Source organism: Streptomyces glomeratus, from assembly GCF_021462825.1.
Taxonomy (GTDB): Bacteria; Actinomycetota; Actinomycetes; order Streptomycetales; family Streptomycetaceae; genus Streptomyces; species Streptomyces glomeratus.
On sequence record NZ_JAKEEB010000001.1, the window covers coordinates 86,710 to 113,234 of the forward strand.

22 protein-coding genes are annotated in these 26,525 nt (G+C 72.6%); 17 read left to right on the forward strand and 5 right to left on the reverse strand.

All coding sequences use genetic code 11. The annotated features are described in order from the left end of the window. Nucleotides 1-117 precede the first annotated feature (117 nt). The 8 genes from LZ604_RS00410 to LZ604_RS00445 all read left to right on the forward strand — a co-directional run bounded on the left by LZ604_RS00410 (nucleotide 118) and on the right by LZ604_RS00445 (nucleotide 9,893). Entirely contained in the window at nucleotides 118-912 is a 795-nt protein-coding gene (locus LZ604_RS00410) for a TIGR03084 family metal-binding protein (RefSeq protein WP_234511179.1), read from the forward strand. Then, nucleotides 909-2,600 carry an acyclic terpene utilization AtuA family protein gene (locus tag LZ604_RS00415; RefSeq protein ID WP_234511182.1) on the forward strand — a complete coding sequence of 564 codons (1,692 nt, stop codon included), beginning with the start codon at nucleotides 909-911 and terminating at the stop codon, nucleotides 2,598-2,600. Before LZ604_RS00410 ends, LZ604_RS00415 begins: the two co-directional genes overlap by 4 nt. Further along, nucleotides 2,597-4,195 (forward strand): acyl-CoA carboxylase subunit beta, encoded by a 1,599-nt coding sequence (locus LZ604_RS00420; RefSeq protein WP_234511184.1) that lies wholly within the window; start codon nucleotides 2,597-2,599, stop codon nucleotides 4,193-4,195. The genes LZ604_RS00415 and LZ604_RS00420 overlap by 4 nt, the downstream gene beginning before the upstream one ends. A 6-nt stretch (nucleotides 4,196-4,201) precedes the next feature. Beyond that, nucleotides 4,202-6,046: an ATP-binding protein gene (locus tag LZ604_RS00425; protein ID WP_234511186.1), complete on the forward strand. Its 1,845-nt coding sequence runs from the start codon at nucleotides 4,202-4,204 to the stop codon at nucleotides 6,044-6,046. A gap of 80 nt (nucleotides 6,047-6,126) precedes the next feature. Beyond that, the gene (locus LZ604_RS00430; protein ID WP_234511189.1) at nucleotides 6,127-7,287 is read left to right on the forward strand and encodes an acyl-CoA dehydrogenase family protein; all 1,161 of its coding nucleotides are present in this window, start codon (nucleotides 6,127-6,129) and stop codon (nucleotides 7,285-7,287) included. 32 nt (nucleotides 7,288-7,319) lie between these two features. Continuing rightward, a complete protein-coding gene (locus LZ604_RS00435) occupies nucleotides 7,320-8,057 on the forward strand; it encodes an enoyl-CoA hydratase family protein (protein ID WP_234511191.1) in 738 nt (245 codons plus the stop codon). Next, nucleotides 8,045-8,644, forward strand: a complete 600-nt coding sequence (locus tag LZ604_RS00440; RefSeq protein WP_234511193.1) for a TetR/AcrR family transcriptional regulator — start codon at nucleotides 8,045-8,047, stop codon at nucleotides 8,642-8,644. The genes LZ604_RS00435 and LZ604_RS00440 overlap by 13 nt, the downstream gene beginning before the upstream one ends. Nucleotides 8,645-8,876: 232 nt before the next feature. Further along, nucleotides 8,877-9,893 carry an isopenicillin N synthase family dioxygenase gene (locus tag LZ604_RS00445; protein ID WP_234511195.1) on the forward strand — a complete coding sequence of 339 codons (1,017 nt, stop codon included), beginning with the start codon at nucleotides 8,877-8,879 and terminating at the stop codon, nucleotides 9,891-9,893. Between the two features lie 60 nt (nucleotides 9,894-9,953). Here the strand turns inward: LZ604_RS00445 and LZ604_RS00450 are convergent, their stop codons facing one another. Next, nucleotides 9,954-11,054: a citrate synthase 2 gene (locus LZ604_RS00450; RefSeq protein ID WP_234511198.1), complete on the reverse strand. Its 1,101-nt coding sequence runs from the start codon at nucleotides 11,052-11,054 to the stop codon at nucleotides 9,954-9,956. 555 nt (nucleotides 11,055-11,609) lie between these two features. Between LZ604_RS00450 and pdxH the strand changes: the two genes are divergently transcribed. Continuing rightward, the gene (gene pdxH, locus LZ604_RS00455; protein ID WP_234511883.1) at nucleotides 11,610-12,248 is read left to right on the forward strand and encodes a pyridoxamine 5'-phosphate oxidase; all 639 of its coding nucleotides are present in this window, start codon (nucleotides 11,610-11,612) and stop codon (nucleotides 12,246-12,248) included. 468 nt (nucleotides 12,249-12,716) lie between these two features. Continuing rightward, complete coding sequence (locus tag LZ604_RS00460; protein WP_234511200.1) at nucleotides 12,717-14,102, forward strand: PAS domain-containing protein; 1,386 nt, start codon at nucleotides 12,717-12,719, stop codon at nucleotides 14,100-14,102. Between the two features lie 28 nt (nucleotides 14,103-14,130). Here LZ604_RS00460 and LZ604_RS00465 read toward each other — a convergent pair whose 3' ends face one another. Continuing rightward, nucleotides 14,131-14,949 (reverse strand): SIS domain-containing protein, encoded by an 819-nt coding sequence (locus LZ604_RS00465; protein ID WP_234511202.1) that lies wholly within the window; start codon nucleotides 14,947-14,949, stop codon nucleotides 14,131-14,133. Nucleotides 14,950-15,255: 306 nt separating this feature from the next. On the opposite strand from LZ604_RS00465, the gene LZ604_RS00470 reads away from it, so the two are divergent. Continuing rightward, nucleotides 15,256-15,948, forward strand: coding sequence for an iron-dependent transcriptional repressor DtxR (locus tag LZ604_RS00470; protein WP_234511205.1), 693 nt, complete (start codon nucleotides 15,256-15,258; stop codon nucleotides 15,946-15,948). Nucleotides 15,949-16,636: 688 nt separating this feature from the next. Next, on the forward strand, nucleotides 16,637-17,500 hold the full coding sequence (locus LZ604_RS00475) for an alpha/beta fold hydrolase (protein ID WP_234511207.1): 864 nt from the start codon (nucleotides 16,637-16,639) through the stop codon (nucleotides 17,498-17,500). 78 nt (nucleotides 17,501-17,578) lie between these two features. On the opposite strand, the gene LZ604_RS00480 is transcribed toward LZ604_RS00475, so the two are convergent. The 3 genes from LZ604_RS00480 to LZ604_RS00490 form a co-directional block, all read right to left on the reverse strand. Next, a complete protein-coding gene (locus LZ604_RS00480; protein WP_234511209.1) occupies nucleotides 17,579-19,171 on the reverse strand; it encodes a transporter in 1,593 nt (530 codons plus the stop codon). Continuing rightward, on the reverse strand, nucleotides 19,168-19,959 hold the full coding sequence (locus tag LZ604_RS00485) for an ABC transporter ATP-binding protein (protein WP_234511211.1): 792 nt from the start codon (nucleotides 19,957-19,959) through the stop codon (nucleotides 19,168-19,170). Before LZ604_RS00485 ends, LZ604_RS00480 begins: the two co-directional genes overlap by 4 nt. 144 nt (nucleotides 19,960-20,103) lie before the next feature. After that, nucleotides 20,104-20,757 carry a bifunctional DNA primase/polymerase gene (locus LZ604_RS00490; protein WP_234511213.1) on the reverse strand — a complete coding sequence of 218 codons (654 nt, stop codon included), beginning with the start codon at nucleotides 20,755-20,757 and terminating at the stop codon, nucleotides 20,104-20,106. Between the two features lie 383 nt (nucleotides 20,758-21,140). Here LZ604_RS00490 and LZ604_RS00495 point away from each other — a divergent pair, with 383 nt between their 5' ends. The 5 genes from LZ604_RS00495 to LZ604_RS00515 all read left to right on the forward strand — a co-directional run bounded on the left by LZ604_RS00495 (nucleotide 21,141) and on the right by LZ604_RS00515 (nucleotide 26,448). Then, the gene (locus LZ604_RS00495; protein WP_234511216.1) at nucleotides 21,141-22,526 is read left to right on the forward strand and encodes an NsdA family TPR-like regulatory protein; all 1,386 of its coding nucleotides are present in this window, start codon (nucleotides 21,141-21,143) and stop codon (nucleotides 22,524-22,526) included. 491 nt (nucleotides 22,527-23,017) lie between these two features. Beyond that, on the forward strand, nucleotides 23,018-23,350 hold the full coding sequence (locus LZ604_RS00500) for a type VII secretion target (RefSeq protein ID WP_234511218.1): 333 nt from the start codon (nucleotides 23,018-23,020) through the stop codon (nucleotides 23,348-23,350). Further along, entirely contained in the window at nucleotides 23,347-24,495 is a 1,149-nt protein-coding gene (locus LZ604_RS00505; protein ID WP_234511220.1) for a WXG100-like domain-containing protein, read from the forward strand. The genes LZ604_RS00500 and LZ604_RS00505 overlap by 4 nt, the downstream gene beginning before the upstream one ends. A 24-nt stretch (nucleotides 24,496-24,519) precedes the next feature. Beyond that, a complete protein-coding gene (locus LZ604_RS00510; protein ID WP_234511225.1) occupies nucleotides 24,520-24,750 on the forward strand; it encodes a hypothetical protein in 231 nt (76 codons plus the stop codon). A 201-nt stretch (nucleotides 24,751-24,951) separates the two neighbouring features. Continuing rightward, on the forward strand, nucleotides 24,952-26,448 hold the full coding sequence (locus tag LZ604_RS00515) for a hypothetical protein (RefSeq protein WP_234511227.1): 1,497 nt from the start codon (nucleotides 24,952-24,954) through the stop codon (nucleotides 26,446-26,448). Nucleotides 26,449-26,525: the final 77 nt, after the last annotated feature.

Sequence of the window (26,525 nt, forward strand, 5' to 3'; positions counted from 1 at the left end):
GGGGTGGCCGGATGTGGAAAACAAATCCGTGCAAGCATGCTTGATTGTTTCCTGGCCCGCTGCCATGCTCCTCAGCGCACCGCCACGCACACCGTCGTGCCCCGAGGGGAGCGCATCGTGTCCGACGTGTCGTCAGTGATCGACGATCTGGGCCGGGAGGGCGAGGAACTCGACCGGCTGGTCGCCGAGTCGGGTGAGGAGCGCTGGGCGCTCGCCACGCCCGCCCCGGGCTGGACCGTCGCCCATCAGATCGCGCATCTGGCCTGGACCGACCGGGCCGCCCTGGTGGCCGTCACCCGGCCGGAGGCGTTCGCGGCGGAGGTCGAGAAGGCGCTCCGGTCGCCCGGCACCTGGGTCGACGAGGCCGCGCGCGAGGGAGCCGCGCTGCCGCCCGCTCGGCTGCTCGCCGAGTGGCGCGAGAGCCGTGCGGCGCTCGACCGGGCCCTGCGCGAGGCACCTCCCGGCGTCCGTCACCCCTGGTTCGGCCCGCCGATGTCGACCGCCTCCATGGCCACCGCCCGTCTCATGGAGACCTGGGCCCACGGCCTGGACGTGGCCGAGACGCTCGGTGTCCCGCCCACCCCGAGCGACCGGCTCCGGCACATCGCCAGACTCGGTTTCCGTACCCGTGACTTCGCCTACGCGGTCCATGAACTGCCCGCTCCCGCCGAGCCGTTCCGTGTGGAACTCGTCGGTCCGTCCGGAGAGGTGTGGACGTACGGTCCCGATGACGCCGCGCAACGCGTCACCGGTCCGGCGCTCGACTTCTGCCTCCTGGTCACCCAGCGAGCGCACCGGGACGACCTCGGCCTGCGCGCCGAGGGCCCGGACGCCGACCGCTGGCTGGACATCGCGCAGGCCTTCGCGGGCCCGCCGGGCGCCGGACGCCCGCCGAAGGGGGCCACCGCGTGAGGCCCCTGCGCATCGGTAACGCCTCCGGCTTCTACGGCGACCGCTTCGACGCCCTGCGCGAGATGCTCACCGGCGGCCCCCTCGACGTCGTCACCGGTGACTACCTCGCCGAGCTGACGATGCTGATCCTCGGCCGGGACCGCCTCAAGAACCCCACCGGCGGCTACGCGCGCACCTTCCTGCGCCAGTTGGAGGAGTGCCTGGGCCTCGCCCACGCGCGCGGGGTGCGCATCGTGACGAACGCGGGCGGCCTGAACCCCGCCGGACTCGCCGACGCCGTACGCGAGCTGGCCGATCGGCTCGGCATCCCCGTCCGGGTCGCGCACGTCGAGGGCGACGACCTCACCGCCTCCCACCCCGGCACCCTGGCCGCCCACGCCTACCTCGGCGGCCACGGCATCGCCACCTGCCTGCGCGAGGGCGCCGACATCGTGGTCACCGGGCGCGTCACGGACGCCGCACTGGTCACCGGGCCCGCCGTCGCCCACTTCGGCTGGACGCCGGACCAGTACGACCGGCTGGCGGGCGCCGTGGTCGCCGGGCACATCCTGGAGTGCGGGACGCAGGCCACCGGCGGCAACTACTCCTTCTTCACCGAGCTCCCGCCCACGGCTCTGCGCCGCCCCGGCTTCCCGCTCGCCGAGATCCACGAGGACGGCAGCAGCGTGATCACCAAGCACGACGGCACCGGCGGTGCCGTCGACGTCGGCACGGTCACCGCGCAGCTGCTGTACGAGACGACCGGCGCCCGGTACGCGGGCCCGGACGTCACCGCCCGCCTCGACACCGTCCGGCTCACCCGGGAGGGAGCCGACCGGGTGCGTGTCGAGGGCGTGCGCGGAGAGGCGCCGCCCCCGACCCTCAAGGTGGGCCTGAACCGGCTGGGCGGCTTCCGCAACGAGGTCGCCTTCGTGCTGACGGGGCTCGACATCGAGGCCAAGGCCGCGTACGTCAGGACCCAGATGGAGGAGGCCCTGGCGGCGGCCAAGGCCCGGCCCGCCGAGGTGCGCTGGGACCTCGCCCGCACCGATCACCCCGACGCCCCGACCGAGGAGACCGCGAGTGCCCTGCTCCGGCTGGTCGTGCGCGACCCGGTGCAGGAGACGGTGGGCCGGGCGCTCAGCGGCGCCGCGATCGAACTGGCGCTCGCCAGTTACCCCGGCTTCCACGTGCTCGCCCCACCGGGCAACGGCTCCCCCTACGGGATCTTCGAGGCAGTCCCTGTGGACCGGGACACCGTCGGCCATGTGGCGGTTCTGCACGACGGCCGGCGGATCCCGGTGCCGAGCGCCCACGACACCCGCGTACTCGACGACGTGCCGGAGCCGCCTCCGCCCGAACCGCTGCCGCCGGGCCCGACCCGCCGGGCACCCCTCGGTCTGGTCGCGGGGGCCCGCAGCGGCGACAAGGGCGGTGACGCCAACGTCGGAGTGTGGGTGCGCACGGATTCGGCCTGGCGATGGCTGGCCCACACGCTCACCGTCGACCGCTTCCGCGCACTCCTGCCGGAGACGGCCGGCCTGCCCGTCGTACGTCACGTCCTGCCGAATCTGCGCGCCGTGAACTTCGTCGTCGAGGGCCTCCTCGGCGAGGGCGTCGCCGCGCAGCACCGCTTCGACCCGCAGGCCAAGGGCCTGGGCGAATGGCTGCGTGGCCGCCACCTGGACATACCGGAGGACCTGTTGTGACCGTCCTTGCCTCGGCCCTGGACACGGGCGGCCCCGAGTACCGGGCCAACCGCGAGGCCATGCTCGCCAAGCTCGCCGAGCTGGACGCCGAACACGCCAAGGCGCTGGCGGGAGGCGGCGAGAAGTACGTCGAGCGGCACCGCGGACGCGGCAAGCTCCTCGCCCGTGAGCGGATCGAACTGCTTCTCGATCCCGACACCCCCTTTCTGGAGCTGTCGCCCCTGGCCGCCTGGGGCAGCGACCACACGGTGGGCGCCTCGCTCGTCACCGGCATCGGTGTCGTCGAGGGTGTCGAGTGCCTGATCACCGCCAACGACCCCACCGTGCGGGGCGGCGCCAGCAACCCGTGGAGCCTGAAGAAGGCCCTGCGGGCCAACGACATCGCGCTCGCCAACCGGCTGCCCTGCATCAGCCTGGTGGAGTCCGGGGGCGCGGACCTGCCCTCCCAGAAGGAGATCTTCATTCCCGGCGGCGCGATCTTCAGGGATCTGACCCGCCTGTCCGCCGCCGGGATCCCCACCGTCGCCGTCGTCTTCGGCAACTCCACCGCCGGAGGGGCCTACATCCCCGGAATGTCCGACCACGTGATCATGGTGAAGGAACGGGCCAAGGTCTTCCTCGGCGGACCTCCGCTCGTGAAGATGGCCACCGGCGAGGAGAGCGACGACGAGTCCCTGGGCGGCGCAGAGATGCACGCGCGCGTGTCGGGCCTCGCGGACTACTACGCCGTCGACGAGCAGGACGCCCTGCGCCAGGCCCGCCGCGTGGTCGCCCGCCTCAACCACCGCAAGGCGTACCCCGATCCCGGCGCCGCGCTCCCTCCCCTGTACGACGAGGAGGAACTCCTCGGGATCGTGCCGGGCGACCTGAAGGTGCCCTTCGACCCGCGCGAGGTCATCGCCCGTGTCGTCGACGGCTCGGACTTCGACGAGTTCAAACCGCTGTACGGGACGAGCCTGTGCACCGGCTGGGCCACCCTGCACGGCTACCCGGTCGGGGTGCTCGCCAACGCCCAGGGGGTGCTCTTCAGCGAGGAGTCCCAGAAGGCCGCCCAGTTCATCCAGCTGGCCAACCAGCGCGACATCCCCCTGGTCTTCCTGCACAACACCACCGGCTACATGGTCGGCAGGGAGTACGAGCAGGGCGGCATCATCAAACACGGCGCCATGATGATCAACGCGGTGTCCAACAGCCGGGTCCCGCACCTGTCCGTGCTCATGGGCGCCTCGTACGGGGCGGGGCACTACGGCATGTGCGGGCGGGCGTACGATCCGCGCTTCCTGTTCGCCTGGCCCAGCGCCAAGTCCGCCGTCATGGGCCCCCAGCAGCTCGCCGGCGTCCTGTCGATCGTCGCCCGCCAGTCCGCGGCGGCCAAGGGCCGGCCCTACGACGAGGACGCCGACGCCGCCCTGCGCGCGATGGTGGAGCAGCAGATCGAGTCCGAGTCCCTGCCGATGTTCCTGTCCGGGCGGCTGTACGACGACGGGGTCATCGATCCCCGCGACACCCGCACCGTCCTCGGCCTGTGCCTGTCCGCGATCCACACGGCGCCCTACGAGGGCGCGCGTGGCGGATTCGGCGTCTTCCGGATGTGAGGCCCCGTGATTGATTCCGTTCTGGTGGCGAATCGCGGCGAGATCGCCTGCCGCATCGTCCGTACCTGCCGCGAGCTGGGCATCCGTACGGTCGCCGTGCACTCGGACGCCGATGCGCACGCCCTGCACACGCGCGTGGCCGACGCGGCGGTACGGCTGCCGGGCACGGCGCCCGCGGACACGTATCTGCGCGGCGACCTGATCGTGCGGGCGGCCCTCGCGGCCGGCGCCGACGCGGTGCACCCCGGGTACGGCTTCCTGTCCGAGAACGCCGGCTTCGCACGCGCGGTGCTGGACGCGGGCCTGAAGTGGATCGGCCCGCCCCCGGAGGCGATCGAGGCGATGGCCTCCAAGACGCGGGCGAAGAAGCTGATGGGCCTGGAACCCCTGGCCACGGTCACCGCCGACGACCTGCCCGTCCTGGTCAAGGCGGCGGCCGGCGGCGGCGGACGCGGCATGCGGGTCGTACGGGACCTCGCCGACCTGGACGCGGAGCTGGCCGCCGCGCGCGCCGAGGCCCTGGGCGCCTTCGGCGACGACGAGGTCTTCGTCGAGCCCTACGTGGAGGGCGGACGCCATGTCGAGGTGCAGGTGCTCGCGGACACCCATGGAACGGTGTGGACGCTCGGCACCCGCGACTGCACCCTTCAGCGGCGCCACCAGAAGGTGATCGAGGAGGCCCCGGCGCCGGGCCTCGCCCCCGAACTCACCGACTCCCTGTGCGCGATGGCGGTACGCGCCGCCCGTGCCGTCGACTACGTGGGCGCGGGCACCGTGGAGTTCCTGGTCGCGGACGGCCGGGCGCAGTTCCTGGAGATGAACACCCGGCTCCAGGTGGAACACCCTGTCACCGAGGAGGTGTTCGGGGTCGACCTGGTGGCGCTGCAGATCCGGATCGCGGAAGGCGCCGCCCTCGACCACGAGCCCCCGCGCGCACGTGGCCACGCGATCGAGGCCCGCCTCTACGCCGAGGACCCGGCGCGGGGCTGGGCTCCGCAGACGGGGACCCTGCACCGCCTGGCCGTGCCGGGCGTCCGCCTGGACACCGGCTACGCGGACGGCGACACGATCGGCGTCCACTACGACCCGATGCTCGCCAAGGCCGTCGTCCACGCCCCCACGCGCGCGGAGGCCGTCCGACGGCTCGCGGGCGCCCTGGAGCGGGCCGAGATCCACGGCCCGGTGACCAACCGGGACCTGCTCGTACGCTCCCTGCGGCACGAGGACTTCACGGCGGCCCGTATGGACACCGGCTTCTACGACCGCCACCTGGCGGGGCTGACCGGGCCCGCCCCCGACCCGTACGCGCCCCTGGCCGCCGCTCTCGCCGACGCACACGGCCGCTCACGGTTCGGCGGCTGGCGCAATCTGCCGTCCCAGGAGCAGGTCAAGCGGTACCTCGTGGCCGGTGAGGAGCGCGAGGTGCGCTACCGGCACATCCGCGAGGGACTGGCGGCGGACGGGGTCCGGGTCGTGCACGCGGACGCCGATCTCGTGGTCCTCGAAGTGGACGGGGTGCGGCGGAAGTTCGCGATGGCCCGGTACGGCGACCAGGTGTACGCCGGAACGACCGCCCTCACCGCCCTGCCCCGCTTCCGGGAGCCGATTGCCGACCACGCCCCCGGCTCCCTGCTCGCGCCGATGCCGGGAACGGTCGTACGCGTCGCCGAGGGCCTGGCCGTCGGATCGTCCGTACGGGCCGGGGAGCCCCTGTTCTGGCTGGAGGCGATGAAGATGGAGCACAAGATCACGGCTCCGGCGGCAGGCACACTGACCGCCCTCCCGGTGGCCCCCGGGCAGCAAGTGGAGTTGGGCACGCTCTTGGCCGTGGTCGAGAGCGACCAACCCTAGAGGCACGGGGCTGTACCGACATGCGGCGACCGCCGCGTGAGCGCGAGCAACCACACACAAGCCGCACCCGGAGGAATCGCATGACCACCCTCATCGAGTCCGAAGAGCACAAGGCACTACGAACCGCGGTAGCCGCCCTCGGCAGGCGCTACGGCCGTGAATACCTCACCCGCACCGTCGCCGAAGGCAAACCCCTCGCCGAACTCTGGTCCGATGCCGGGAAACTCGGCTACCTCGGCGTCAACCTGCCCGAGGAGTACGGCGGCGGAGGCGGCGGCATCACGGAACTCTCCATCGTCCTCGAGGAACTCGGCGCCGCCGGCTCCCCCCTCCTCATGCTCGTCGTCTCCCCGGCCATCTGCGGCACAGTGATCTCCCGCTTCGGCACCGAGGCGCAGAAACACGCCTGGCTCCCCGGACTCGCCGACGGCACCCGGCTCATGGCCTTCGGCATCACCGAACCCGACGCCGGCTCCAACAGCCACCGCATCACCACCACGGCCCGGCGCGACGGCGCGGACTGGCTGCTCACCGGCCGCAAGGTCTTCATCTCCGGTGTGGACATGGCCGACGCGGTGCTGATCGTCGGCCGCACCGAAGACGCCCGCACCGGACGGCTCAAACCCTGCCTGTTCATCGTCCCGACGGACGCCGAGGGCTTCCAGAAGCGGCCCATCGACATGGAACTCAACGCGGCCGAGAAGCAGTTCGAGCTGGTCCTGGACGACGTACGGCTGCCCGCCGACGCGCTCGTCGGCGACGAGGACGCCGGGCTGCTCCAGCTGTTCGCCGGTCTGAACCCCGAGCGCATCATGACGGCGGCCTTCGCCATCGGGATGGGCCGGTACGCGCTCGGCAGGGCCGTCGAGTACGCGCGCGACCGTACCGTCTGGAAGACGCCCATCGGCGCCCACCAGGCCATCGCGCATCCCTTGGCGCAGGCGCACATCGACCTCGAGCTGGCCCGGCTGATGATGCAGAAGGCGGCCCGTCTCTACGACGCGGGCGACGACATCGGCGCGGGCGAGGCCGCCAACATGGCCAAGTACGCCGCGGGCGAGGCCTGTGTACGGGCCGTCGACCAGGCCGTGCACACCCTCGGTGGCAACGGCCTCACCCGCGAGTTCGGGCTCGCCTCGCTCATCACGGCCGCGCGCGTGGCCCGCATCGCGCCCGTGAGCCGGGAGATGGTGCTCAACTACGTCTCCCACCAGAGCCTCGGCCTTCCGAAGTCGTACTAGAAAGATCGTCCGCCGGCACCCGGGGAGCAGCCGTGACCGAACTCGTCCATGCCACGCACGACCGCGGCATCACCACCCTCACCCTCGACTCGCCCGGCAACCGCAACGCCCTCTCGGCCGCGCTGGTCGGGGACCTGGCGGACGCGCTCACCCGGTGCGGTGAGGACGACGACGTACGCGCCGTGGTCCTCACCCACACCGGCACCACCTTCTGCGCGGGCGCCGACCTGCGCGACCCCCCGCACCCCGACGCGCTGGTCGGGCTGCTGCGGCGGATCGTCGAGCTGCGCACACCCGTCGTCGCCCGGGTCACCGGGCACGTACGGGCGGGCGGCCTCGGCCTGCTCGGCGCCTGCGACATCGCGGCCGCCTCCACCGGCGCCACCTTCGCCTTCACCGAGGTCCGCATCGGGGTGGCCCCCGCCGTGATCTCCCTGCCCCTGCTGCCCCGCACGGACCCTCGCGCACTCGCCCGCTACTACCTCACCGGTGAGCGCTTCGGCGCCGCCGAGGCCGTGCGCACCGGACTGCTCACGGCCTCGGGCACCGACGTCGACGAAGTCCTCGCTCCGGTGCTCGCCGGACTGCGCCGGGCCTCGCCGCAGGGTCTGGCCGAGACCAAGCGGCTGCTCACGGCTACTGTGCTGGAGACCTTCGACCGGGACGCGGCCGACCTGACCGCGCTCTCGGCCCGGCTGTTCGCCTCCCCGCAGGCCCGCGAGGGGATGACGGCCTTCCTCGAGAGACGGGATCCCGTATGGGTGGTGTGAGCACGGCCGAACGCGTTCCGAAGCAGGACCGCAGCAGGGTCACCCGGCAACGGCTGCTCGAAGCCGCGGTGGCGTGCCTCGCCGAACACGGCTGGGCGGGCTCCACGGTCTCCGTCGTCGCCGAACGCGCGGGCGTCTCCCGCGGCGCCGCCCAGCACCACTTCCCGACCCGTGAGGACCTGTTCACGGCGGCCGTGGAGTACGTGGCCGAGGAGCGCTCCACGGCGCTGAGGGCGCTGTTCCCCGGGGGTGCCGCCGACCGTTGTGCGGTGGTCGCGGCGCTGGTCGACCTCTACACCGGGCCGCTGTTCCGCGCCGCCCTGCAGCTGTGGGTCGCCGCCTCCAACGAGGAGCAGCTGCGCTCGCGTGTGACGGAACTGGAGGCCCGCGTCGGCCGTGAGACGCACCGCATCGCGGTGGATCTGCTGGGCGCCGACGAGTCCCGGCCCGGCGTGCGGGAGACGGTGCAGGGGCTGATGGACATGGCCCGCGGCCTGGGCCTTGCGAACCTCCTCACGGACGACGCCGCCCGACGGGAACGGGTGGTCGCGCAGTGGGGGGCCCTGCTGGAGGAGGCACTGGGCTGAGCCGGCGGGTGTGACCGAACAGGCACCGGGAGCGCGGCCGGGGAGCGTTACCCTTGGCCCATGCTTCCGATGCTCGTCCGACGCCGGCACGTGGACTACGTGCGCGTCACGAGCATGGGCTGTCGGCCTTCCGCCTGATCCAGCCCCCTCTTCCTCCTTCCGTGGCAGCCAGGGGCCCCGCCCCACCCCCGGCGGCCGCCCCGTGCCCCCGTACACCCTGCGGACGCACCTCATGACGAACCCGTCGTACGACCAACTCCCGATCATCGATCTCTCCGCCGCCGACCGTGGCCCCGAGGCCCGGGCGCTGTTCCACGCGCAGCTCCACAGCGCCGCCCACGACGTAGGCTTCTTCCAGCTCGTCGGGCACGGTGTCAGCCGGGCCGAGACCGAGGCCCTGCTCGGCGCCATGCGGGCCTTCTTCGCCCTGCCCGAGGCGGACCGTCTCGCCCTGGACAACGCGAACTCGCCCCACTTCCGGGGCTACACGCGCATCGGCGACGAACGCACCGCCGGCGCCCGCGACTGGCGCGACCAGCTCGACATAGGCGCGGAACGGCCCGTCCATGCCCCCGGTCCGGGCGAGGCCCCCTACTGGTGGCTCCAGGGCCCCAACCAGTGGCCCGCGGCCCTTCCCGAGCTGCGCACCGCCGCGCTCGCCTGGATCGACCGGCTCGGCAAGGTCGCCGAGCGGCTGCTGCACGAGCTGCTCGCCGCGATCGGCGCGGCCCCCGACTTCTACGACCCGGTCTTCGGCGACCGCGCCCATCCCCACCTCAAGCTGGTCCGCTACCCGGGCAGCGCGGACGACGGCGCCGACCAGGGAGTGGGCGCGCACAAGGACTACGGCTTCCTGACGCTGCTGCTCCAGGACCGGGTCGGCGGGCTGCAGGTGCAGCGCGAGGACGGGCGGTTCCACGACGTGCCGCCGCTGGAGGGGGCGTTCGTGGTGAACCTGGGCGAACTGCTGGAGGTGGCCACCGACGGCTATCTGCTGGCCACCAACCACCGGGTGGTCAGCCCGCCCGGCGCCACCGAGCGGTTCTCGGTGCCGTTCTTCTTCAACCCGCGCCTGGACGCCCGTATCGAGCCGCTGCCGTTCCCGGGTGCCTCCGCCGCACCCGGCATCACCGCAGACCCGGCCAACCCGCTGTTCGCCGAGTACGGCTACAACGAGCTCAAGGGCAAGCTCCGGGCCCATCCGCGTACCGCCGAACGCCACCACGGGGCCCTGCTCACACCCGCGTGACCCCACGGGACGCCGCACGCCCGGGCGCCGTACGCCCGGGCCGGCGGACGAGGGTCCGGTTCAGCGGGCGATGGCGGCGTAGCCCTCGATCTCCTGGGGGCTGCGCGGGCCGGGGCCCACATAGCGGGCCGACGGGCGCACCAGGCGGCCCGTGCGCTTCTGCTCCAGGATGTGCGCCGACCAGCCGGCCGTCCGGGCGCAGGTGAACATCGATGTGAACATGTGCGCGGGGACCTCGGCGAAGTCCAGGATGATCGCCGCCCAGAACTCCACGTTCGTGGCGAGGACACGGTCGGGGCGGCGGTTGTGCAGCTCCTCAAGGGCCGCCTTCTCCAGAGCCTCCGCGATCTCGAAGCGGGGAGCGCCCAGCTCCCGGGCCGTGCGGCGCAGCACTCGCGCCCGCGGGTCCTCGGCGCGGTACACGCGGTGCCCGAAGCCCATCAGCCGCTCGCCGCGGTCCAGGGCCTGCCTCACATACGCCTCCGCGTCCCCGGTCCGCTCGATCTCCTCGATCATGCCGAGCACACGGGAGGGCGCCCCGCCGTGCAGCGGTCCGGACATGGCACCCACGGCACCCGACAGCGCGGCCGCCACGTCCGCGCCCGTGGACGCGATCACCCGGGCCGTGAACGTGGAGGCGTTCATGCCGTGCTCGGCGGCCGACGTCCAGTAGGCGTCGACGGCCGCGACGTGCTTGGGGTCCGGCTCGCCCCGCCAGCGGATCATGAACCGCTCGACGACGGAGTGGGCCTTGTCGATCTCCCGCTGCGGCACCATCGGCAGCCCCTGGCCACGGGCGGACTGGGCGACGTACGACAGCGCCATGACGGCCGCGCGGGCGAGGTCCTCGCGGGCCTGCTCCACGTCGATGTCGAGGAGCGGTTTCAGGCCCCACACGGGGGCGAGCATGGCGAGCGCCGACTGCACGTCCACCCGGATGTCACCGGAGTGCACCGGGATGGGGAACGGCTCGGCGGGCGGCAGCCCGGGGTTGAATGCCCCGTCGACCAGCAGCCCCCAGACATTGCCGAACGAGACGTGGCCGACCAGATCCTCGATGTCGACGCCCCGGTACCGCAGGGCACCGCCCTCCTTGTCCGGTTCGGCGATCTCCGTCTCGAACGCGACGACTCCTTCGAGCCCGGGTACGAAGTCGGACATCAGGCGGCTCCTCGTGATGTGTGCGGCGGATGTGGTCGGTGGAATTCCCGTCGGCCCCGGTCCCCGGCCCGGTGGGACGGACTCGGGCGGTGGACGTCGGCTGCGGGACGTGGGGTGCCCATCCCGGTTCCACGGTCTTTCACGGTCGTTCTCGAAGACTCGCGGTCCAAAACGGTCACTCCGGTGATGCCCCGATCGGTCGGCGGTCACCCCATCCGAACGGCATCAGCACGATATCCCCGGGTGTCACCTTTGGGGAGAGCAAGCGGCACTCAGTGCCACGCAGTGATGAACCGCACCCCTCTCGGGGAGCCGCGGAAAATGCGGCAAGATGACGGCGTGACCGACCGCCGCCCGGACGAACCGGCATCCGAACCCGCAGCCGAAGCCGGATCCGCATCCCCCGCCCGGCCCGCCGTCCCCTCCGCCGAGGCCCTCTGTGCCGCCGAGGCCGCCGCGGCCGCGGCCTCGGCCGCCGCGGAACCCGTCCTCGAACCCATCGTCGAACGGGCGGCCGAAGGCCCCGCCGAGGAACTCGCCCACAACCCCGCCGAGATGCGGGCGCACTACCGCGCCGAGGGACTCGACGAGACCTCGCTCGCCGCTCACCCCATGGACCAGTTCGCCCTCTGGTTCAAGCAGGCCGCGCAGGCCGCCGTGGCCGGGATGATCTACGAGCCGAACGCGATGGTGGTCTCCACCGCGGACGCGGACGGCCGTCCCAGCTCGCGCACGGTCCTCCTGAAGCAGTACGACGACCAGGGCTTCGTCTTCTACACCAACTACGACTCGCGCAAGGCCCAGGACCTGGCGGCCAACCCCGGCATCTCGCTGCTCTTCCCCTGGCACCCCATGGCCCGCCAGGTCATCGTCATCGGCACCGCGCACCGCACCGGCCGCGACGAGACCGCCGCCTACTTCCGCACTCGCCCCCACGGCTCCCAGCTCGGCGCCTGGGCCAGCGCCCAGTCCTCGGTCATCCGCACCCGGGCCGAGCTCGAGACCGCCTACGAGGAGCTGAGCGCCCGCTACCCGGAGGACTCCCAGGTCCCGGTCCCGCCGCACTGGGGCGGCTTCCGCGTCGTCCCGGAGACCGTCGAGTTCTGGCAGGGGCGTGCGAACCGCCTCCACGACCGGCTCCGCTATGTCGCGGAACCCGACGGGAGCTGGCGGGTGGAGCGGCTCAGCCCCTGAATCCGCCCCGAACGCAGACGACCCGCGAGCTCTGGTCCCCCCGCCTGGCGGCGGAGAAGCCGGCCGGACGTACCGGCGAGCTCGCGGGTCGGGTGACTGCGTTGGATTAGGCCGGCTGCACGTATCGCATACGCGCTGGTCCGGCACCGCAACGGGTGTGGTGACGGGCCGCTAGCCCGCAGCCACCTCCGACGTCCGGTGTGCGTACATGCTCCGAACCACCTCCTTTCTTCGGTGCTCCCCACCCTAAGAACCGGTTCGCGACCGTTCAACGGCTTTTTTCCTAAAGACCGGCGGCGCTGCTCGGAGCGGTTCCCCGCACGCCGGGAACGAGGCCGGAGCCGAGGCAACGATTTCGTCGAATCTTTTCCGAAGCGTATGTGTGCTGGGTCACGTTCGAGTTGAATGAGAGGCAGTGAGGGGACAAGCGCCGTACGTACGGACGCAGCAGCCTGCAGGGGGTTCCAGGTGAGTGCTTCCAGGCGTAGGGGGACCACGGACGAGCTGGGTCCGGGCGAGCCCGAGCGAGACGGTTCCGATCTTCTGGCCGCGCTCCTCGACGGGATGGACGCGGCGTTGTGCGCCTTCGACGCCGAGGGGGTCGTGACCCACTGGAACCGCGAGGCCGAGCGGATTCTCGGCTGGGCCGCCGCCGAGGCCGTGGGGCGGCACGGATTCGCCGGCTGGGCCGTGCGGAGCGCGGACGCCGCGGAGGTCGAGGCGTGGCTGATGTCCGCGATGCGGGCCCCCGGACGTCAGGTGCATGAGTTCGCGCTGCTCACCAAGGACGGCGGGCGGGTGCTGGTGCGTACCCAGTCCGCCGCCGTGCGAGGCCCCGACGGGAAGCCCGCCGGGGTCTACTGCGCCTTCAGCGAGGTCCATGCGCAGATCGACCTGGAGCGCTCCATCGCGCTCAGCGAGGCCCTGTTCGAGGACGCGAGCTGGGGCGTGGTGCTGGTCGACGCCGACCTGCGGCCCGCCGTCGTCAACGCCCACGCCGCCCGGGCGCTCGGCATCGGTCGCACGGCCGTGCTCGGACGGCCGCTCGGAGAGCTGCTGACGCAGGGGATCGAGGAGCTGGAGAGCGCGCTGACGCATGTGCTCGCCGAGGGTGCCCCGCCCGCACCGGCCGAGATGTGGGTGAGCGTGCGCACGGCGGAGGGCGAGAAGCGGCGGTGCTGGCGCAGCGGCTTCGTACGGCTGGCCACCCCGCTCGCGGAGGAACCGGCTCCGCTGGGTGTGGGATGGCTTTTCCAGGACGTCACCGAGGCCAAGCAGAGCGAGCAGGAGGCGGCGCTGCTGCGTTTTCGCGCCAGCCAGCTGCACCGCGCCGCGCGGGCGGCCGCCGAGTGCGAGGACCCGGCGGAGGCGGCCACCGTCCATCTGGACTTCGCGCTCGCCGGATTCGCCGATCACGCCGTGCTCGACCGGGTGGCGGGCGGTCCGGTGGCGGACGGGGAGGGCCCGGTACGCCTGGTGCGGGCCGCCGAGACACCGGCCGGCGCACCCGGCCCCAGCCTGATCGGCGGAAAGGCCGGGCTGCCCGTCCGGTACGCCGAGGGACACCCGGCCCTCCAGTGCGTGGAGCGGGCCGGATGCGTGCGGGCCGGCGCGGGCGCGCTGGACCCGGAGCGGGCACGGGAGTGGGCGCTCGCCCGGCAGTGGCCCCCGGACGCGGTCCACGCGCTGTGCGCGGTGCTCCGCAGCCGGGGCCGGACGCTGGGGGTGGTCACGTTTCTGCGGGGCGCCGGACGCAGCCGGTTCGAACGCGCCGACGCGGTCTACGGGGAGGACGTGGCGGTACGGATCGCCGCCGCCCTGGACCTGGCCGACCTGGCTCAGGACGCGGGGTAGCCAGGCCCGGCACGGTGGGTGCGGCAGGCTATTGCTGCCGGTAGAAGATCCGGTCGCCGTACTCCCGCAGCACCCGCACGTTCCACTCGTGGCCGCCGTCGACGTTCCCCGATCTGAGCAGCGGCGGCTCGATGCCGCGGCCCGCGAGGTCGGCCGCGGCCGTGGCCATGACCGCCTGGAGCAGGGCCGTGGTGACGACGGTGGAGGCGGGGGCGAAGGGCGCGGGGATGGTGTCGAGGGTCAGCTCGGCGTCCCCCACCGCGATCTTCGAGTCGAGCACGAGGTCGCAGTGGTCCTTGAGGTACGTGCCGGAGGCGTGCCGCGACTTCGTCTTCGAGGCGTACGCCACCGAGGTCACCCCGATGACCTTGACGCCGAGGGCGCGGGCGTTCATGGCCATCTCCACCGGGAGCGCGTTGCGTCCGGAGAGGGAGATGATCACCAGCAGGTCGCCGGACCGGAGCGGGCTGGAGTCGAGCACCGCGCTCGCCAGGCCGTCGACCCGCTCCAGGGCGGAGCCCAGGGTGGCCGGCATGACGTCGACGCCCACGACACCGGGGACCGCGAGCAGGTTCATCAGGGCGAGGCCGCCCGCACGGTAGACGAGGTCCTGTGCGGCCAGCGAGGAGTGCCCCGCGCCGAAGGCGAAGAGGCGGCCGCCGGAGGCGACGGTGTCCGCGATCAGGGCCCCCGCCGCGGCGATCGGCTCCGCCTCCTCGTCCCGCACCCGCCGTAGCAACCCGATCGCCGCGTCGAAGAACCGCTCGGCCGGAGTGCTCCCCTGCCGCGGCTCCCCGCCCGGCCGCTCGCCGCCCCCCGGCTCCTCGCCCCTCGGCCTCTCGCTCATCGGCGGCGCCCCCTTCGTAGTCTCGGTGTCTCGATCCCGGCGGACGGCGCCCACACGGCACACCGACCACGCACCGGCGCCCGTGACGGCCCGTGTCGCGGATCACGTTGCGGTCTGGACCAGTGTGATGTCAACACGGCACCCGCGCGGGCGGACGCGCTCCCGTACCCGCCGCCGGGGCCCCGTAACCCCTCGGTTGCCTCGCCGCGCCCCGGTTGTCGGTGGGATGCGTCAGAATTGAATCCAGGGCCAGCGCACGAGCCGGTGAGCCGTGGAGCCTCCGGCAGATCTCATCGAGGGGCACGTATGTCCGGACTGATCGACACCACGGAGATGTATCTCCGCACCATCCTCGAGCTGGAGGAGGAAGGCGTGGTCCCCATGCGCGCCCGCATCGCCGAGCGGCTGGACCAGAGTGGCCCGACGGTCAGCCAGACGGTGGCGCGGATGGAGCGTGACGGTCTGGTGGCGGTCGCGGCGGACCGCCACCTCCAGCTCACGGACGAGGGCCGTCGCCTCGCCACCCGCGTGATGCGCAAGCACCGCCTCGCCGAGTGCCTGCTGGTCGACGTGATCGGGCTGGAGTGGGAGCAGGTGCACGCCGAGGCGTGTCGCTGGGAGCACGTGATGAGCGAGGCGGTGGAGCGCCGTGTCCTGGAGCTGCTGCGCCACCCCACCGAGTCGCCGTACGGAAACCCGATCCCGGGCCTGGAGGAGCTGGGCGAGAAGGACGGCGCGGACCCGTTCCTGGACGAGGGCATGGTCTCGCTGGCCGACCTCGACCCGGGCACGGACGGCAAGACGGTCGTCGTGCGGCGCATCGGCGAGCCCATCCAGACGGACGCGCAGCTGATGTACACGCTGCGGCGGGCCGGCGTGCAGCCCGGCTCGGTGGTCAGCGTGACGGAGTCCGCGGGCGGTGTTCTGGTCGGCAGCGGCGGGGAGGCCGCCGAGCTGGCGTCGGACATCGCGTCCCACGTGTTCGTGGCCAAGCGCTGAGCGGTTCCCGCGTCGAGAGCCGTACGGGCCCCCGCGGCCCTCAAGCACCCTGGCACACGCGGCTTTCACGCCGCGTCCGCCAACTCCTGTGACTCGAGAGGCAGTTGTGGCGGTCTTGCGATCCCGCCGGAACCAAGATTCAGTGTGTGGAATCGCAGCGCTTTGGCCGTTCGCGTGCGAGGCTGTCGCATGGGGCATATGACCTGAGGGCTCTTGGCCGGTGGGTGACAGGGATGTCGCCTGGTCAGGAAGGGGGCGGGCGGATGTGCCACGGGCATGGGGTGAGCCCCGGCGCCCTTGGGCGCCGGGGCCTGTCCTCCCCTGTTCCGACCCGGAGCCCCGAGCTCTCAGGGTCGTCCCCCTCGGACCGGTTTTCCCCGAGCGGTCCGCCTCCCGCAGAAGATCTCCCCGCGCAGACGACGGCCAATCATCGAGGGGGGTCACTCGAAGGAGGGGTGTTGCCGCCGGAAACCGCATTTTCGAATAGCCATTCGATAGCGTGGGCGTGACGGTCTCATCGGACCGTGCGCTGTAACAACCGGCGCACTGTGCGTCAGACGCAGCAGAAACAGCAGGAGCAGCAGGCCGACAGCGGCAGCAGGACGACAGCGGCAGCAGGACGAGCGCGTGGACCGGCCGCGCGAAGCGGGGCGAGCGGTCCGAGCGGAGCAGGGGGGGTGCCTGGAGGATGGTGCGGCGCATCGACGTGACGGGAGCGGGCGGCGTACGCCTCGCCGCATGGGAGTTCGCCGACCCTCCCAAGACCGGGGAGAGCGAGCGTGTGCCCGGCGTGCTGTTACTGCACGGGCTCATGGGGCGCGCCTCGCACTGGGCGGCCACAGCCCGCTGGCTGTCCGAGCGCCGGCGCGCCGTCGCGCTCGACCAGCGCGGTCACGGCCGGAGCGGCAAACCGCCCGAGGGCGACTACACCCGCGAGGACTATGTCGACGACGCCGAGGCCGCCGTCGAACAGCTCGGCCTCGCCCCGGCCGTCCTCATCGGCCACGCCATGGGCGCCCTGACCGCCTGGCAGCTCGCCGCCAAGCGCCCCGATCTGGTCCGCGGCCTGGTCATCTGCGATATGCGGGCCTCCGCGCTCGGCGCCGCCTCGCAGCGCGAGTGGGAGAGCTGGTTCAAGTCCTGGCCCCTGCCCTTCGCCACACTCGCCGACGTCCGCAAGTGGTTCGGTGAGGACGACCCCTGGGTGGAGCGCCCCAATCCGGCCCGCGGCGCGTTCTATGCCGAGGTGATGGCCGAGTCCGCGGACGGCTGGCGTCCCGTCTTCGAACCCGAGCAGATGCTGAAGTCCCGCCAGACCTGGGTGTACGACGCGCACTGGGAGGAACTGGCACAGGTGCTGTGCCCGGCCCTGGTGGTCCGTGGTGTCGACGGCGAGCTGGGCCGTGCGGAGGCCCAGGAGATGGTGCGCGTCCTGCCGCACGGCCGGTACGCGGAGGTGCCCGACGCCGGCCACCTCGTCCACTACGACCAGCCCGAGGCGTGGCGCGGCGCGATCGAACCATTCCTGGACGGCCTGCTCATCCCGTCCTGACGGGGCGCCCGGCCGCTGACCGCACCTGCCGGCCCGCCGACGACGGCCGCCGGGACCCGGGCTGATCCGGAGAAACCCCTAGCCCTTGCTGACCGCCGCCAGGATCTCCGGCAGCCGTCGTGCCGTCCGGGGAGCCGCGAGGCGCAGGCCGAGAAGGAGGAGCAGCGCCCCGTACGCGGCACCCGCGGGCAGCAGCAGCCAGCTCCACCGGTCTCCGCCCGCCGTGACGTTCAGCCAGATCGTGGCCGCGATCACCGGTGAGGACAGCAGGGCCGCCGAGACCATGCCGCCGAGGATGGAGATCCAGGCGAGCCCGGCCTGCCCGGGAGCCACGTTCTTGTAGCCCTCCTGCGGGATCGAGTACGGGAAGCGGGCCGAGGACCAGGCGCCGGTGGCCAGCATCGCGCCGAGCAGGGCGAAGGACAGGCCGAGCACCTCGGGCAACTTGGGCCAGTCGTCGAGCAGCGCGGTGGTGACGACGGTGACGAGGGTGGCGTACGGCAGGGTGATCAGCAGCAGGGCCAGCGCACGGCCGCGCAGTTCGGCGTAGGCATCCCGGGGTGAGGAGATCGTCATCGCGACCATCCAGAAGGCGGAGGTGTCCTGGCCGAACTGGTTGTACATCTGGATGCCGAGCATCCCCGCCGCGAAGCAGGCGAAGTAGAGGGAGCCGGTGCCCTGGAGGGCGTTGAAGACCGGCACGATCAGCCCGATCGCGAGCGAGGTCACCCATGCCGCCTTGGTCTTGGGGTCGCGCCACACATAGCGCAGACTGCGCTCCATCACCGTGCCGGTGCGGCCCGGGGGCAGCAGCCGGGACAGCCCCGCCGAGCCGCGCTCACGGGGGCCCGGGTCGGCGGCCTGGAGTGTGGATGCGTCCGGGGCGGTCATCAGCTTCGTCAGACTGCGCGACCACAGGGTCCCCAGCCCCGCCACGGCGGCGGCGCTCAGCGCGAGCTGGGCGAGCCCGGTGCCGTAGGAGCCCTTGCTCACGGAGTCCACCGCGCCGATCGCGGAGGCGGGCGGGATCCAGCGCAGCACGTCTCCGACCGGGTCCAGCCGCCCCAGTCCGGCCGTTCCCAGCCGCTGGGCGCCGAAGTTCACGAGCTGGGTGCCGACCGCGACGACGAGCCCGCTCAGGACGGCCAGGTCGCGGCCCTTGCGGCTGGTCAGCAGCCGGACGTTGGCGGCGGCGACGGCCCGTGCGAGCGCCACGCACACCAGCAGGGCGAGGACGACGGCGGCGACGGCCGTGGCGTAGGCGGCCGCCCCGTGCGCCACGGCCAGCACCGAACCGGCGAGCAGACACAGCGTGAACAGGGGCCCGATGCCGACCAGGGACGCCGCCAGCAGGGCCCGTATGAGCGGTTGCGGGCGCAGCGGCAGCATCACCAGGCGGGTCGGGTCCAGCGTCTCGTCCCCGCTGGGGAAGAACAGCGGCATGACGGCCCAGCCCAGCGCCAGGATTTCGGCCAGCAGGACGGCGATGGTGGTCACGTGCGCGCTGCCGCGCAGGGCGATCAGACCGATCAGCTGCAGGGCGGCGACCAGGATCACGACGACTACGGACGTGAGGTACGCGGCCCGCCGCCCCGCGGACTGCCGCAGCCCGTTGCGCAGCAGGGACAGCTTGAGGCGTACGACGGTGGCGGTGAGCTCGGCGGTGCTCATCGGGCGCCGCCGCCGAGCCAGTCGAGGTCGGTGCCGGCGCTGCGGGCGCGCGCACCGACCAGCTCGAGGAACGCCTGCTGGAGCGTGGGCGCGCCGCCGCGCACCTCGGCGAGCGGCCCGTGCGCGCGGATGCGCCCGGCGGCCATGACCGCGACCCAGTCGCACAGCGACTCGACCAGCTCCATGACATGGGAGGAGAAGACGACGGTGGCGCCGGAGGAGGTGTACCGCTCCAGGACGCCGCGGATGGTCTGCGCGGAGACGGGGTCCACACCTTCGAACGGCTCGTCCAGGAAGAGGACTTCCGGGTTGTGGAGGAGGGCTGCGGCCATCCCGATCTTCTTGCGCATGCCGGTCGAGTAGTCGACGACGAGCTTGTGCTGGGCCCCGGCGAGGTCGAGGACGTCGAGGAGCTGGGTGGCCCGCTTGTCCACCTCGGTGCCGGGCAGTCCGCGCAGCCTGCCCGTGTACGCGAGCAGTTCGCGTCCGGAGAGGCGCTCGAAGAGGCGCAGGCCCTCGGGCAGTACGCCGATACGGGCCTTGACCGCGACCGGATCGTGCCACACGTCGTGCCCGGCGATCTCGACGGTTCCCTGGTCGGGTCGCAGCAGCCCGGTGACCATGGACAGGGTGGTCGTCTTCCCGGCGCCGTTCGGCCCGACGAGCCCGATGAACCGCCCGGCGGGCAGCTCCAGATCGATGCCCGCGACGGCGACCTGCTCCCCGTACCTCTTCCAGAGCCCCTGCACCCGTACGGCGGTCGCGCCCGCCCCTGCTCCCTCGGTCATAGGAGCACCTTAGGGGGAGGCGCGCCCCGGCAGGGGCGCGGGAGGGTGACCGTCCTGCGGCGCCGCCCCGTGGGGCGAGCGATCACGACGGGGGACCGGCAGCCGCCGGGGAACCCGCGTCCCACGGACGCTGCCGCGTACCGCCTACCTGTCCCTGCCGCACGCGTACGCCAACGGAGAGATCAGCTCCTCCGCGTCCGGCAGCCACCGGTTCGCCGGCGTCGGCCGGCAGGCCCACTGCACGGCCCCCCGAGATCCGTACCGGGTGGGCGGCGCTGCCACGTACCCGCCCTCGCCGAGGGTGACCAGGTCGAGGGAGGACGGCGACCAGCCCAGGTTCCGCACCAGGTCGGAAACCTTCGCCGAACCGCCGGGGAGGACGAAGAACTGCATGCGCCGGTCCGGCGTCAGTGTCGCCGGCCCGAGGGTCAGCTCCATCCGCTCCATGCGTGCGAGGGCGAGGAAGCCGGCCGTCTCCGGGACGTCGACGGCGTCGAAGGTGCGTCCGGTGGGCATCAGGATGGACGCCGTGGGCTGCTTGGACCACAGACGGCGTGCGACCGTCGCACTCCCGGTCGCCTGCGTCGCCCAGTCCTCGCGTGCCGGATGGGCGCCGGGCGTGGGGCACGTGGGCTGACCGCAGGAGCAGCGGTGCATCCCGTCCACGGCTTCCAGCCACGTTCCCGGGAACACCTCCCAGTGGCGTTCCTCGATGTAACGAACCGCGGCTTCCAGGAGTGAGTCGCCGCGCTGCTTCGGGATGTGGGCAGCTTCAGGGCCCGCGATGGTCTCTTCCACGATGAACTCAACTCTAGCCGTCACGCGGGGTTACGCCCGCCTACCGGGAGCCATCTCCCGCTCGGGGAATGCTTTTTGGGCATGCCCCCTTTGTCCCACATGCGCCGGGGAGGAGCACCGTTTCCGTGGGCGGGGCGCATGGATGCACGGGTGGGGGCGCGCGAGAGGAACGGCAGCGGGGGGTGGGTAACCAGGTGGAGGGGTACGGCATCAGTCTTTACCCCGGCAATCCTCGCATGTCTCGCATCAGAGGCATGTCCGCTGGGCATCGATCTTCAAGGCCGGATCTTTTCGGTGCACACGAAGGGTGCTCCTGCGGTCCGTCCGCTGAAGACACGTCAACTCGGTGCATGAGCAGGCACCGCAGCCACAGGGGGTACGCCATGGCCGCAAGGCCACTCGTCGCGCGACAGCCGAACGAACGGCTGCAGGCACTCATTCAGGAAGCGGGCTGCTCGAACGCGGGACTGGCCCGCCGGGTCAACATGTGCGGCGCGGAACACGGCCTCGACCTGCGTTACGACAAGACGTCGGTGGCCCGTTGGCTGCGCGGACAGCAGCCGAGGGGCCGGGCCCCGGCGATCATCGCCGAGGCGCTGGGCCGCAAGCTGGGCCGCACGGTCACGATCGACGAGATCGGCATGGCCAACGGCAAGAACCTCGCGTCCGGCGTGGGCCTGCAGTTCTCGCCGACGGTGCTCGGCGCCATCGAGCAGGTCTGCGAGCTGTGGCGCAGCGACGTCGGCCGCCGGGACTTCCTGTCCGGCTCGTCGGTGGCCGCGTCGGCGCTGGTCGAGCCGAGCAGGGACTGGCTGATCTCCGCGCCGGACGCGCAGGTCGCCCGGTCGGCCGGGCCTCGGGTGGGCCCGTCGGACGTGGCCGCGGTGCGCGCGACGACCCAGGCGCTGGTGGAGCTGGACCACCAGTACGGCAGCGGGCATGTGCGCCCCGTCGTCGTGCACTACCTCAACAGTGTCGTCTCGGGACTGCTGGCCGGCTCCTACCGGGAGGCCGTGGGGCGCGAACTGTTCGCCGCGGTCGCGCGACTGACCGAGCTCGCCGGGTACATGGCCGTCGACACCGGACAGCCCGGACTCGCCCAGCGGTACTACATCCAGGCGCTGCGGCTCGCCCAGGCGGCGGGCGACCGGGGTTACGGCGGCTATGTGCTCGCGGCCTCCATGAGTCACCTCGCCGCGCAGCTCGGAAACCCGCGTGAGATCGCACAGTTGGCGCGCGCGGCCCAGGAGGGGGCGCGCGGGCGGGTCACCCCGCGCGCGGAGGCTATGTTCCACGCCGCCGAGGCACGGGGGCACGCCTTGATGGGCGATGTGCGCGCCACCCAGCTCGCGGCGGGGCGCGCGGTCACGGCGCTGGAGGCGGCCGATACGGCGTCCGGGGACGACCCGGCGTGGATCGCCCACTTCGACCATGCGTATCTGGCGGACGAACTGGCCCACTGCCACCGGGACCTGGGACAGGCCGAGGCGGCGGCGCGGCGCGCGGAGGAATCCCTCGCCGGGCACCCCGAGTCACGGGCCAGGCGCCGGGCGATCGGCTATGTGCTGCTCGCCACCGCCCAGGTGCAGCAGCGCGAGGTGGAACAGGCCTGCCACACCGGCCTGAAGGCCGTGGAACTGCTCGCCTCCCTGCGCTCCAATCGCGGCGCCGAGTATCTGGAGGACCTGCAGCAGCGGCTGGAGCCGTACCGCGAGGAGGCGGTGGTACGGGAGTTCGGGGCCCGCATGGAGCTGGCAGCGGCGGCGTAGTCCCGGCGGGGTCGCGTGCCCGGTACCGGCCGCGGCGACCCGGGCAGGGCCCGCAGGAGCGTGGTGGCGTGACGGACGTGCAGGCGACCTGCCTGTTCGTCACGCCCTCGGCGCACCGCAGCACGATCTTCGCCCGCAGCGCGAGGCACTGGGCGGTCTTCCCCCGCCTCGCCCGGCCCAACCAACCGGGTCCGCTCGCCTCGGTCGGAACCAGCTCGGACTTCGGCCGACCGATGGGGCCCTCGTCCTCAGGCCCCGCCGGCCGCTCAGCCGTACGCCGCTCGGCAGCAGGGCCTCGATGCACCGGGCAAAGAAGGCACCAACCGATTCTCATGATTTCCGGCGCATGACACCAGCGACTTCAAGATGGTGGATCGTCTGGCCAAAGAGCGCGACATCATCGCGTCTTGAACCCGCAAACCACCCTTCCCGGCTGATCGCTGCCTCCAGTACTGCTGGTCTGTCCATGTACTCGACGACGGGGGAGCGGGATGAGCCAGTTCGGTGTCGACCCCGACACGCTGACCGACCTTGCTGGAAAGTTCGACAGGGAAGCGAAGGGCCTGGCGAAGCCGATCAACGACTTCGCGGCGACCGCATCCGAGATCGGAGAGGCCTTCGGCTTGCTCGGCGCCTGCGACGGTGCGGCGGAGAAGTACCAGACGCTGCTGAACAGCACCATCGAGGCACTCGGGCACCTGCCCGGGGTGCTCACCAGCGACGGCGACCGGCTGCGTCTCAACGCCGCCAACTACAAGGACTCGGACCGGACCGCCATGGACCACCTTCGTGCCGCGACCCAGCCGGCAGGAGGCCCGGCGTGAGCATCAACAGCTGGATCGACGGCAAGGTTCTGGAGATCCTCCAGGCCTGCGGCGTGGAGCTCCCGGGCGGCAACGGCGACACGCTCCGCTCGATTGCCCGCTCCTGGGACACCATGGGCACCGAGCTGACAGAGATCGTGCATGCCATCGACGTCGCCATCGGGGGCGTGGACAAGCAGGGCTGGCACGGTGAGGCCCGCGATGCCTTCGAGAGGCACTGGGGGGAGCAGAAGCGCGTCATCGAGGACGTCGCGCGCAACTTCCACCAGGTGGCCGACGGGCTGCGGGCGTACGCCGACGAGATCGACAAGATCAACGAGGAGATCATCGACATCTGCGTCGAGATTGCCGAGATGGAGGTGGCCGGCGCGGCGCTGTCCTTCTTCACCGGCTTCCTCTCCGACCTCGTCGCGAACACGGCCGTGGCCGCGCGGGTCGCCAGGATCGTCGACCTGGTGAAGCTCTTCACCTCGGCCGCTGAGAAGGTGGCGGCCCTGCTGGAGCGGTTCGGCGCGCTCAGCGAGGAAGGGGCGGCGGCGCTGGCGAGGGTGCTCACCAAGGTGGCTGAATTCAGTGCGAAGTTCCTCAAGAAGGGCGCGGAGAGCTTTGCCACGAACTTCGTGGCGGACTCGGGCAGCATGATGCTCAACCAGGCGCTCAACGGGCAGCCGATCACGGTGGGCCAGGATCTCTCCACCGCCGGCAAGGAAGCCCTGGGCACGGCCGCATTCACAACGGGCGGCGCGGCGCTGGCCGAGGGCGCCCACCTGACGGGCGCGGTCGGCAGGGTTCTCGGCGGCGAGGGCCGGGTCGGCAGCGCGGTCAACGGCTCGCTGGGCAACATCAGCGGCGGCCTCACGGCTGACGTATGGAACCACCAGGACGGCGCGACCATCGGGTGGGACGCGGCGACGAACGCTGTGACCGGAGCGGTCGGAAACGCCGCCGGCGACGCCCACTTCCATCACATGGAGGAACACGGCAGCCTCGGTGGCGAGAACCTAGGCGACAGGGGCAAGCTCGCCGACGCCGCGTACAAGGACTCCTTCGGCACCGGCCTCAACACGGCGGTCTACGCGGCCGGCTCCGGTATCGAGTCGGACTTCCAGAACCTGGCCGAGGACGTCGAGAAAGCGGGCGAGTGATCTGTGCACGGTGAGCTCGGGGACGTGATCCTGGCAGGGGTCGCGCACAACAACCCGAACTACGACCCGGGCTGGGGTCCCTTCTTCGCGGCGCTCGTCGTGATCGCCGGGTGCGTGATCGTCATTGCCGGTGGGGCCGTGTCCCTCGGCATGCGGCGCCTCGAAGGTCGCAGGAAGTGGGGCGATCACGCGGTCGGGCCGGTGATCCTCACGATCGGCCTTGCCATCGCCGGCCTGGGCGTCTGGCTGCTGTGACCCTTCCGGGACCCCGCTGCCCGGGGCGCCATGCCGTCGGTCGGGCGTCGTCGTAGGTCGCTGCCGGGTGGTTTGTGGCTGCTCGCGCGGTTCCCCCGCCCCTCGGCGGGACGCTCCGCCCCTGCTGCGTGGCACCCGGCTCCGGGGACCCGGTAGCGTGAGCCGACGATTCCGTAGGTTCCCCCATTCGTAGGAGTCCCGGTGACGCAGAGTGGACAGGGCGAGGAGCCCTCGGCGCGACCCGCGCGCGAAGGCATCGTGCTGCCCTCCGACGGCGGCGAGCCCTTGCTGCCGGGCATGACGGGCGGGACGAACGGTTCCACCGTCCCGGCGGGCGGCCACGACGGCCAGGCCGCCCCGGCAGGTGGACAGAGCTGGGGCCAGCCGTGGGGCCCGGGGCAGCCCGCCCAGACGCCGCCCGCCCAGACGCCGCCCGCCCAGAGCTGGGGCGGCGCCGACGCGGGGCAGTCCTGGGGTGCGCAGCAGTCCTGGGAGGCCACCGACCCGCGGACGGCCTGGGGCACCGCTCCCGCGCCGCAGCAGGGGGCCGGGCCCCTGCCGCCCGAGGGTGCGCAGCCGTCCCCGTACGGGACGCACGGACGGCCCGGCGCCCAGGCCGTACCGCACCAGCCGCCCTCCGCGCCCCTGCCGCCGGCGGACGAGGGCGCCACGCAGTACATCCCCCCGGTGACCCCCGCGCCCGACGAGGGCGCGACGCAGTTCCTCCCGCCGGTCGGCGCGGGAGCCCTGCCGCCGGAGATGCCGGCGGACGACGCGACCCGGTTCCTCGGGCGTGCCGGAGCCATGCCTTCCGCCGCCGGTCCCGACGCGCAGGCCACCCAGTACCTCCCGCCCGTGCCCGGGCAGCCGGGCCCGGCCCCCTACGGCGCGCCGCCGGCCGCCCCCGGCGCCGCCGGTCAGCCGCCCGCCGTGTTCGACAACCTCTTCCGCGACGGCTCGGGCGGCGCCGAGTCCACCCAGCACCTGCCGCGGTTCGACGCGGCGGGCGCACCGGGCGTGCCCGCGGGCTGGGCGCCCGAACCAGGCGGTGGCGACGAGGGCCGCGGCCGTACCCGCTCGCGCATCCCGCTCCTCGCGGGCATCGGCGTGGGCATCGTGGTCCTCGGCATCGGGGCGGGCGCCCTGCTCAGCGGTGGGGGCGGCGACGGCAAGGACAACCACGGCACGTCCGTCGCGGCGACCGGACCGGCCACGGACTCCTCGTCCTCTCCGGCCGACCCCGCCAAGGCGCAGGCCGTCGCGCTCGACAAGCTCCTCGCCGACAGCGGCAACAGCCGTGGCACGGTGATCAAGGCGGTGGCCGACGTCAAGGGCTGCCAGAACCTCGACCAGGCCGCCGGCGCCCTGCGCGACGCGGCGAAGCAGCGCAACGACCTGGTCACCCGGCTGTCCGGGCTCGCGGTGGACAAGCTCCCCGGTCACGGCGAGCTGACCGCTGCGCTCACCAACGCCTGGAAGGCGTCCGCGGCCGCCGACACCCACTACGCCGCCTGGGCCGACCAGGTCTCGGGCAACAAGAAGGGCTGCAAGAAGGGCCAGGCGCGCACCACCGGCCAGACCGCGGCCGGCAACCGGGCCAGCGGCACCGCCAGCGCCCAGAAGGCCAAGGCCGCGGGGCTGTGGAACGCCATCGCGCAGCAGTACGGCCTGACCCAGCGCCAGCCGACCCAGCTGTGACCGCCACGGGGCGCCTCACCCGGTTCTCGTGGTAGGGCGCCCCACCCGGGGGCCGGGGGCCGGGGCGCCTCACCCGG

Coding starts and splice junctions, on each gene's coding strand:
- LZ604_RS00430 (WP_234511189.1), top strand. CDS start 6,127: ATGACCACCCTCATCGAGTCCGAAGAGCACAAGGCACTACGAACCGCG.
- LZ604_RS00440 (WP_234511193.1), top strand. CDS start 8,045: ATGGGTGGTGTGAGCACGGCCGAACGCGTTCCGAAGCAGGACCGCAGC.
- LZ604_RS00445 (WP_234511195.1), top strand. CDS start 8,877: ATGACGAACCCGTCGTACGACCAACTCCCGATCATCGATCTCTCCGCC.
- LZ604_RS00450 (WP_234511198.1), bottom strand. CDS start 11,054: ATGTCCGACTTCGTACCCGGGCTCGAAGGAGTCGTCGCGTTCGAGACG.
- pdxH (WP_234511883.1), top strand. CDS start 11,610: ATGCGGGCGCACTACCGCGCCGAGGGACTCGACGAGACCTCGCTCGCC.
- LZ604_RS00465 (WP_234511202.1), bottom strand. CDS start 14,949: ATGAGCGAGAGGCCGAGGGGCGAGGAGCCGGGGGGCGGCGAGCGGCCG.
- LZ604_RS00470 (WP_234511205.1), top strand. CDS start 15,256: ATGTCCGGACTGATCGACACCACGGAGATGTATCTCCGCACCATCCTC.
- LZ604_RS00475 (WP_234511207.1), top strand. CDS start 16,637: ATGGTGCGGCGCATCGACGTGACGGGAGCGGGCGGCGTACGCCTCGCC.
- LZ604_RS00480 (WP_234511209.1), bottom strand. CDS start 19,171: ATGAGCACCGCCGAGCTCACCGCCACCGTCGTACGCCTCAAGCTGTCC.
- LZ604_RS00485 (WP_234511211.1), bottom strand. CDS start 19,959: ATGACCGAGGGAGCAGGGGCGGGCGCGACCGCCGTACGGGTGCAGGGG.
- LZ604_RS00495 (WP_234511216.1), top strand. CDS start 21,141: ATGGCCGCAAGGCCACTCGTCGCGCGACAGCCGAACGAACGGCTGCAG.
- LZ604_RS00500 (WP_234511218.1), top strand. CDS start 23,018: ATGAGCCAGTTCGGTGTCGACCCCGACACGCTGACCGACCTTGCTGGA.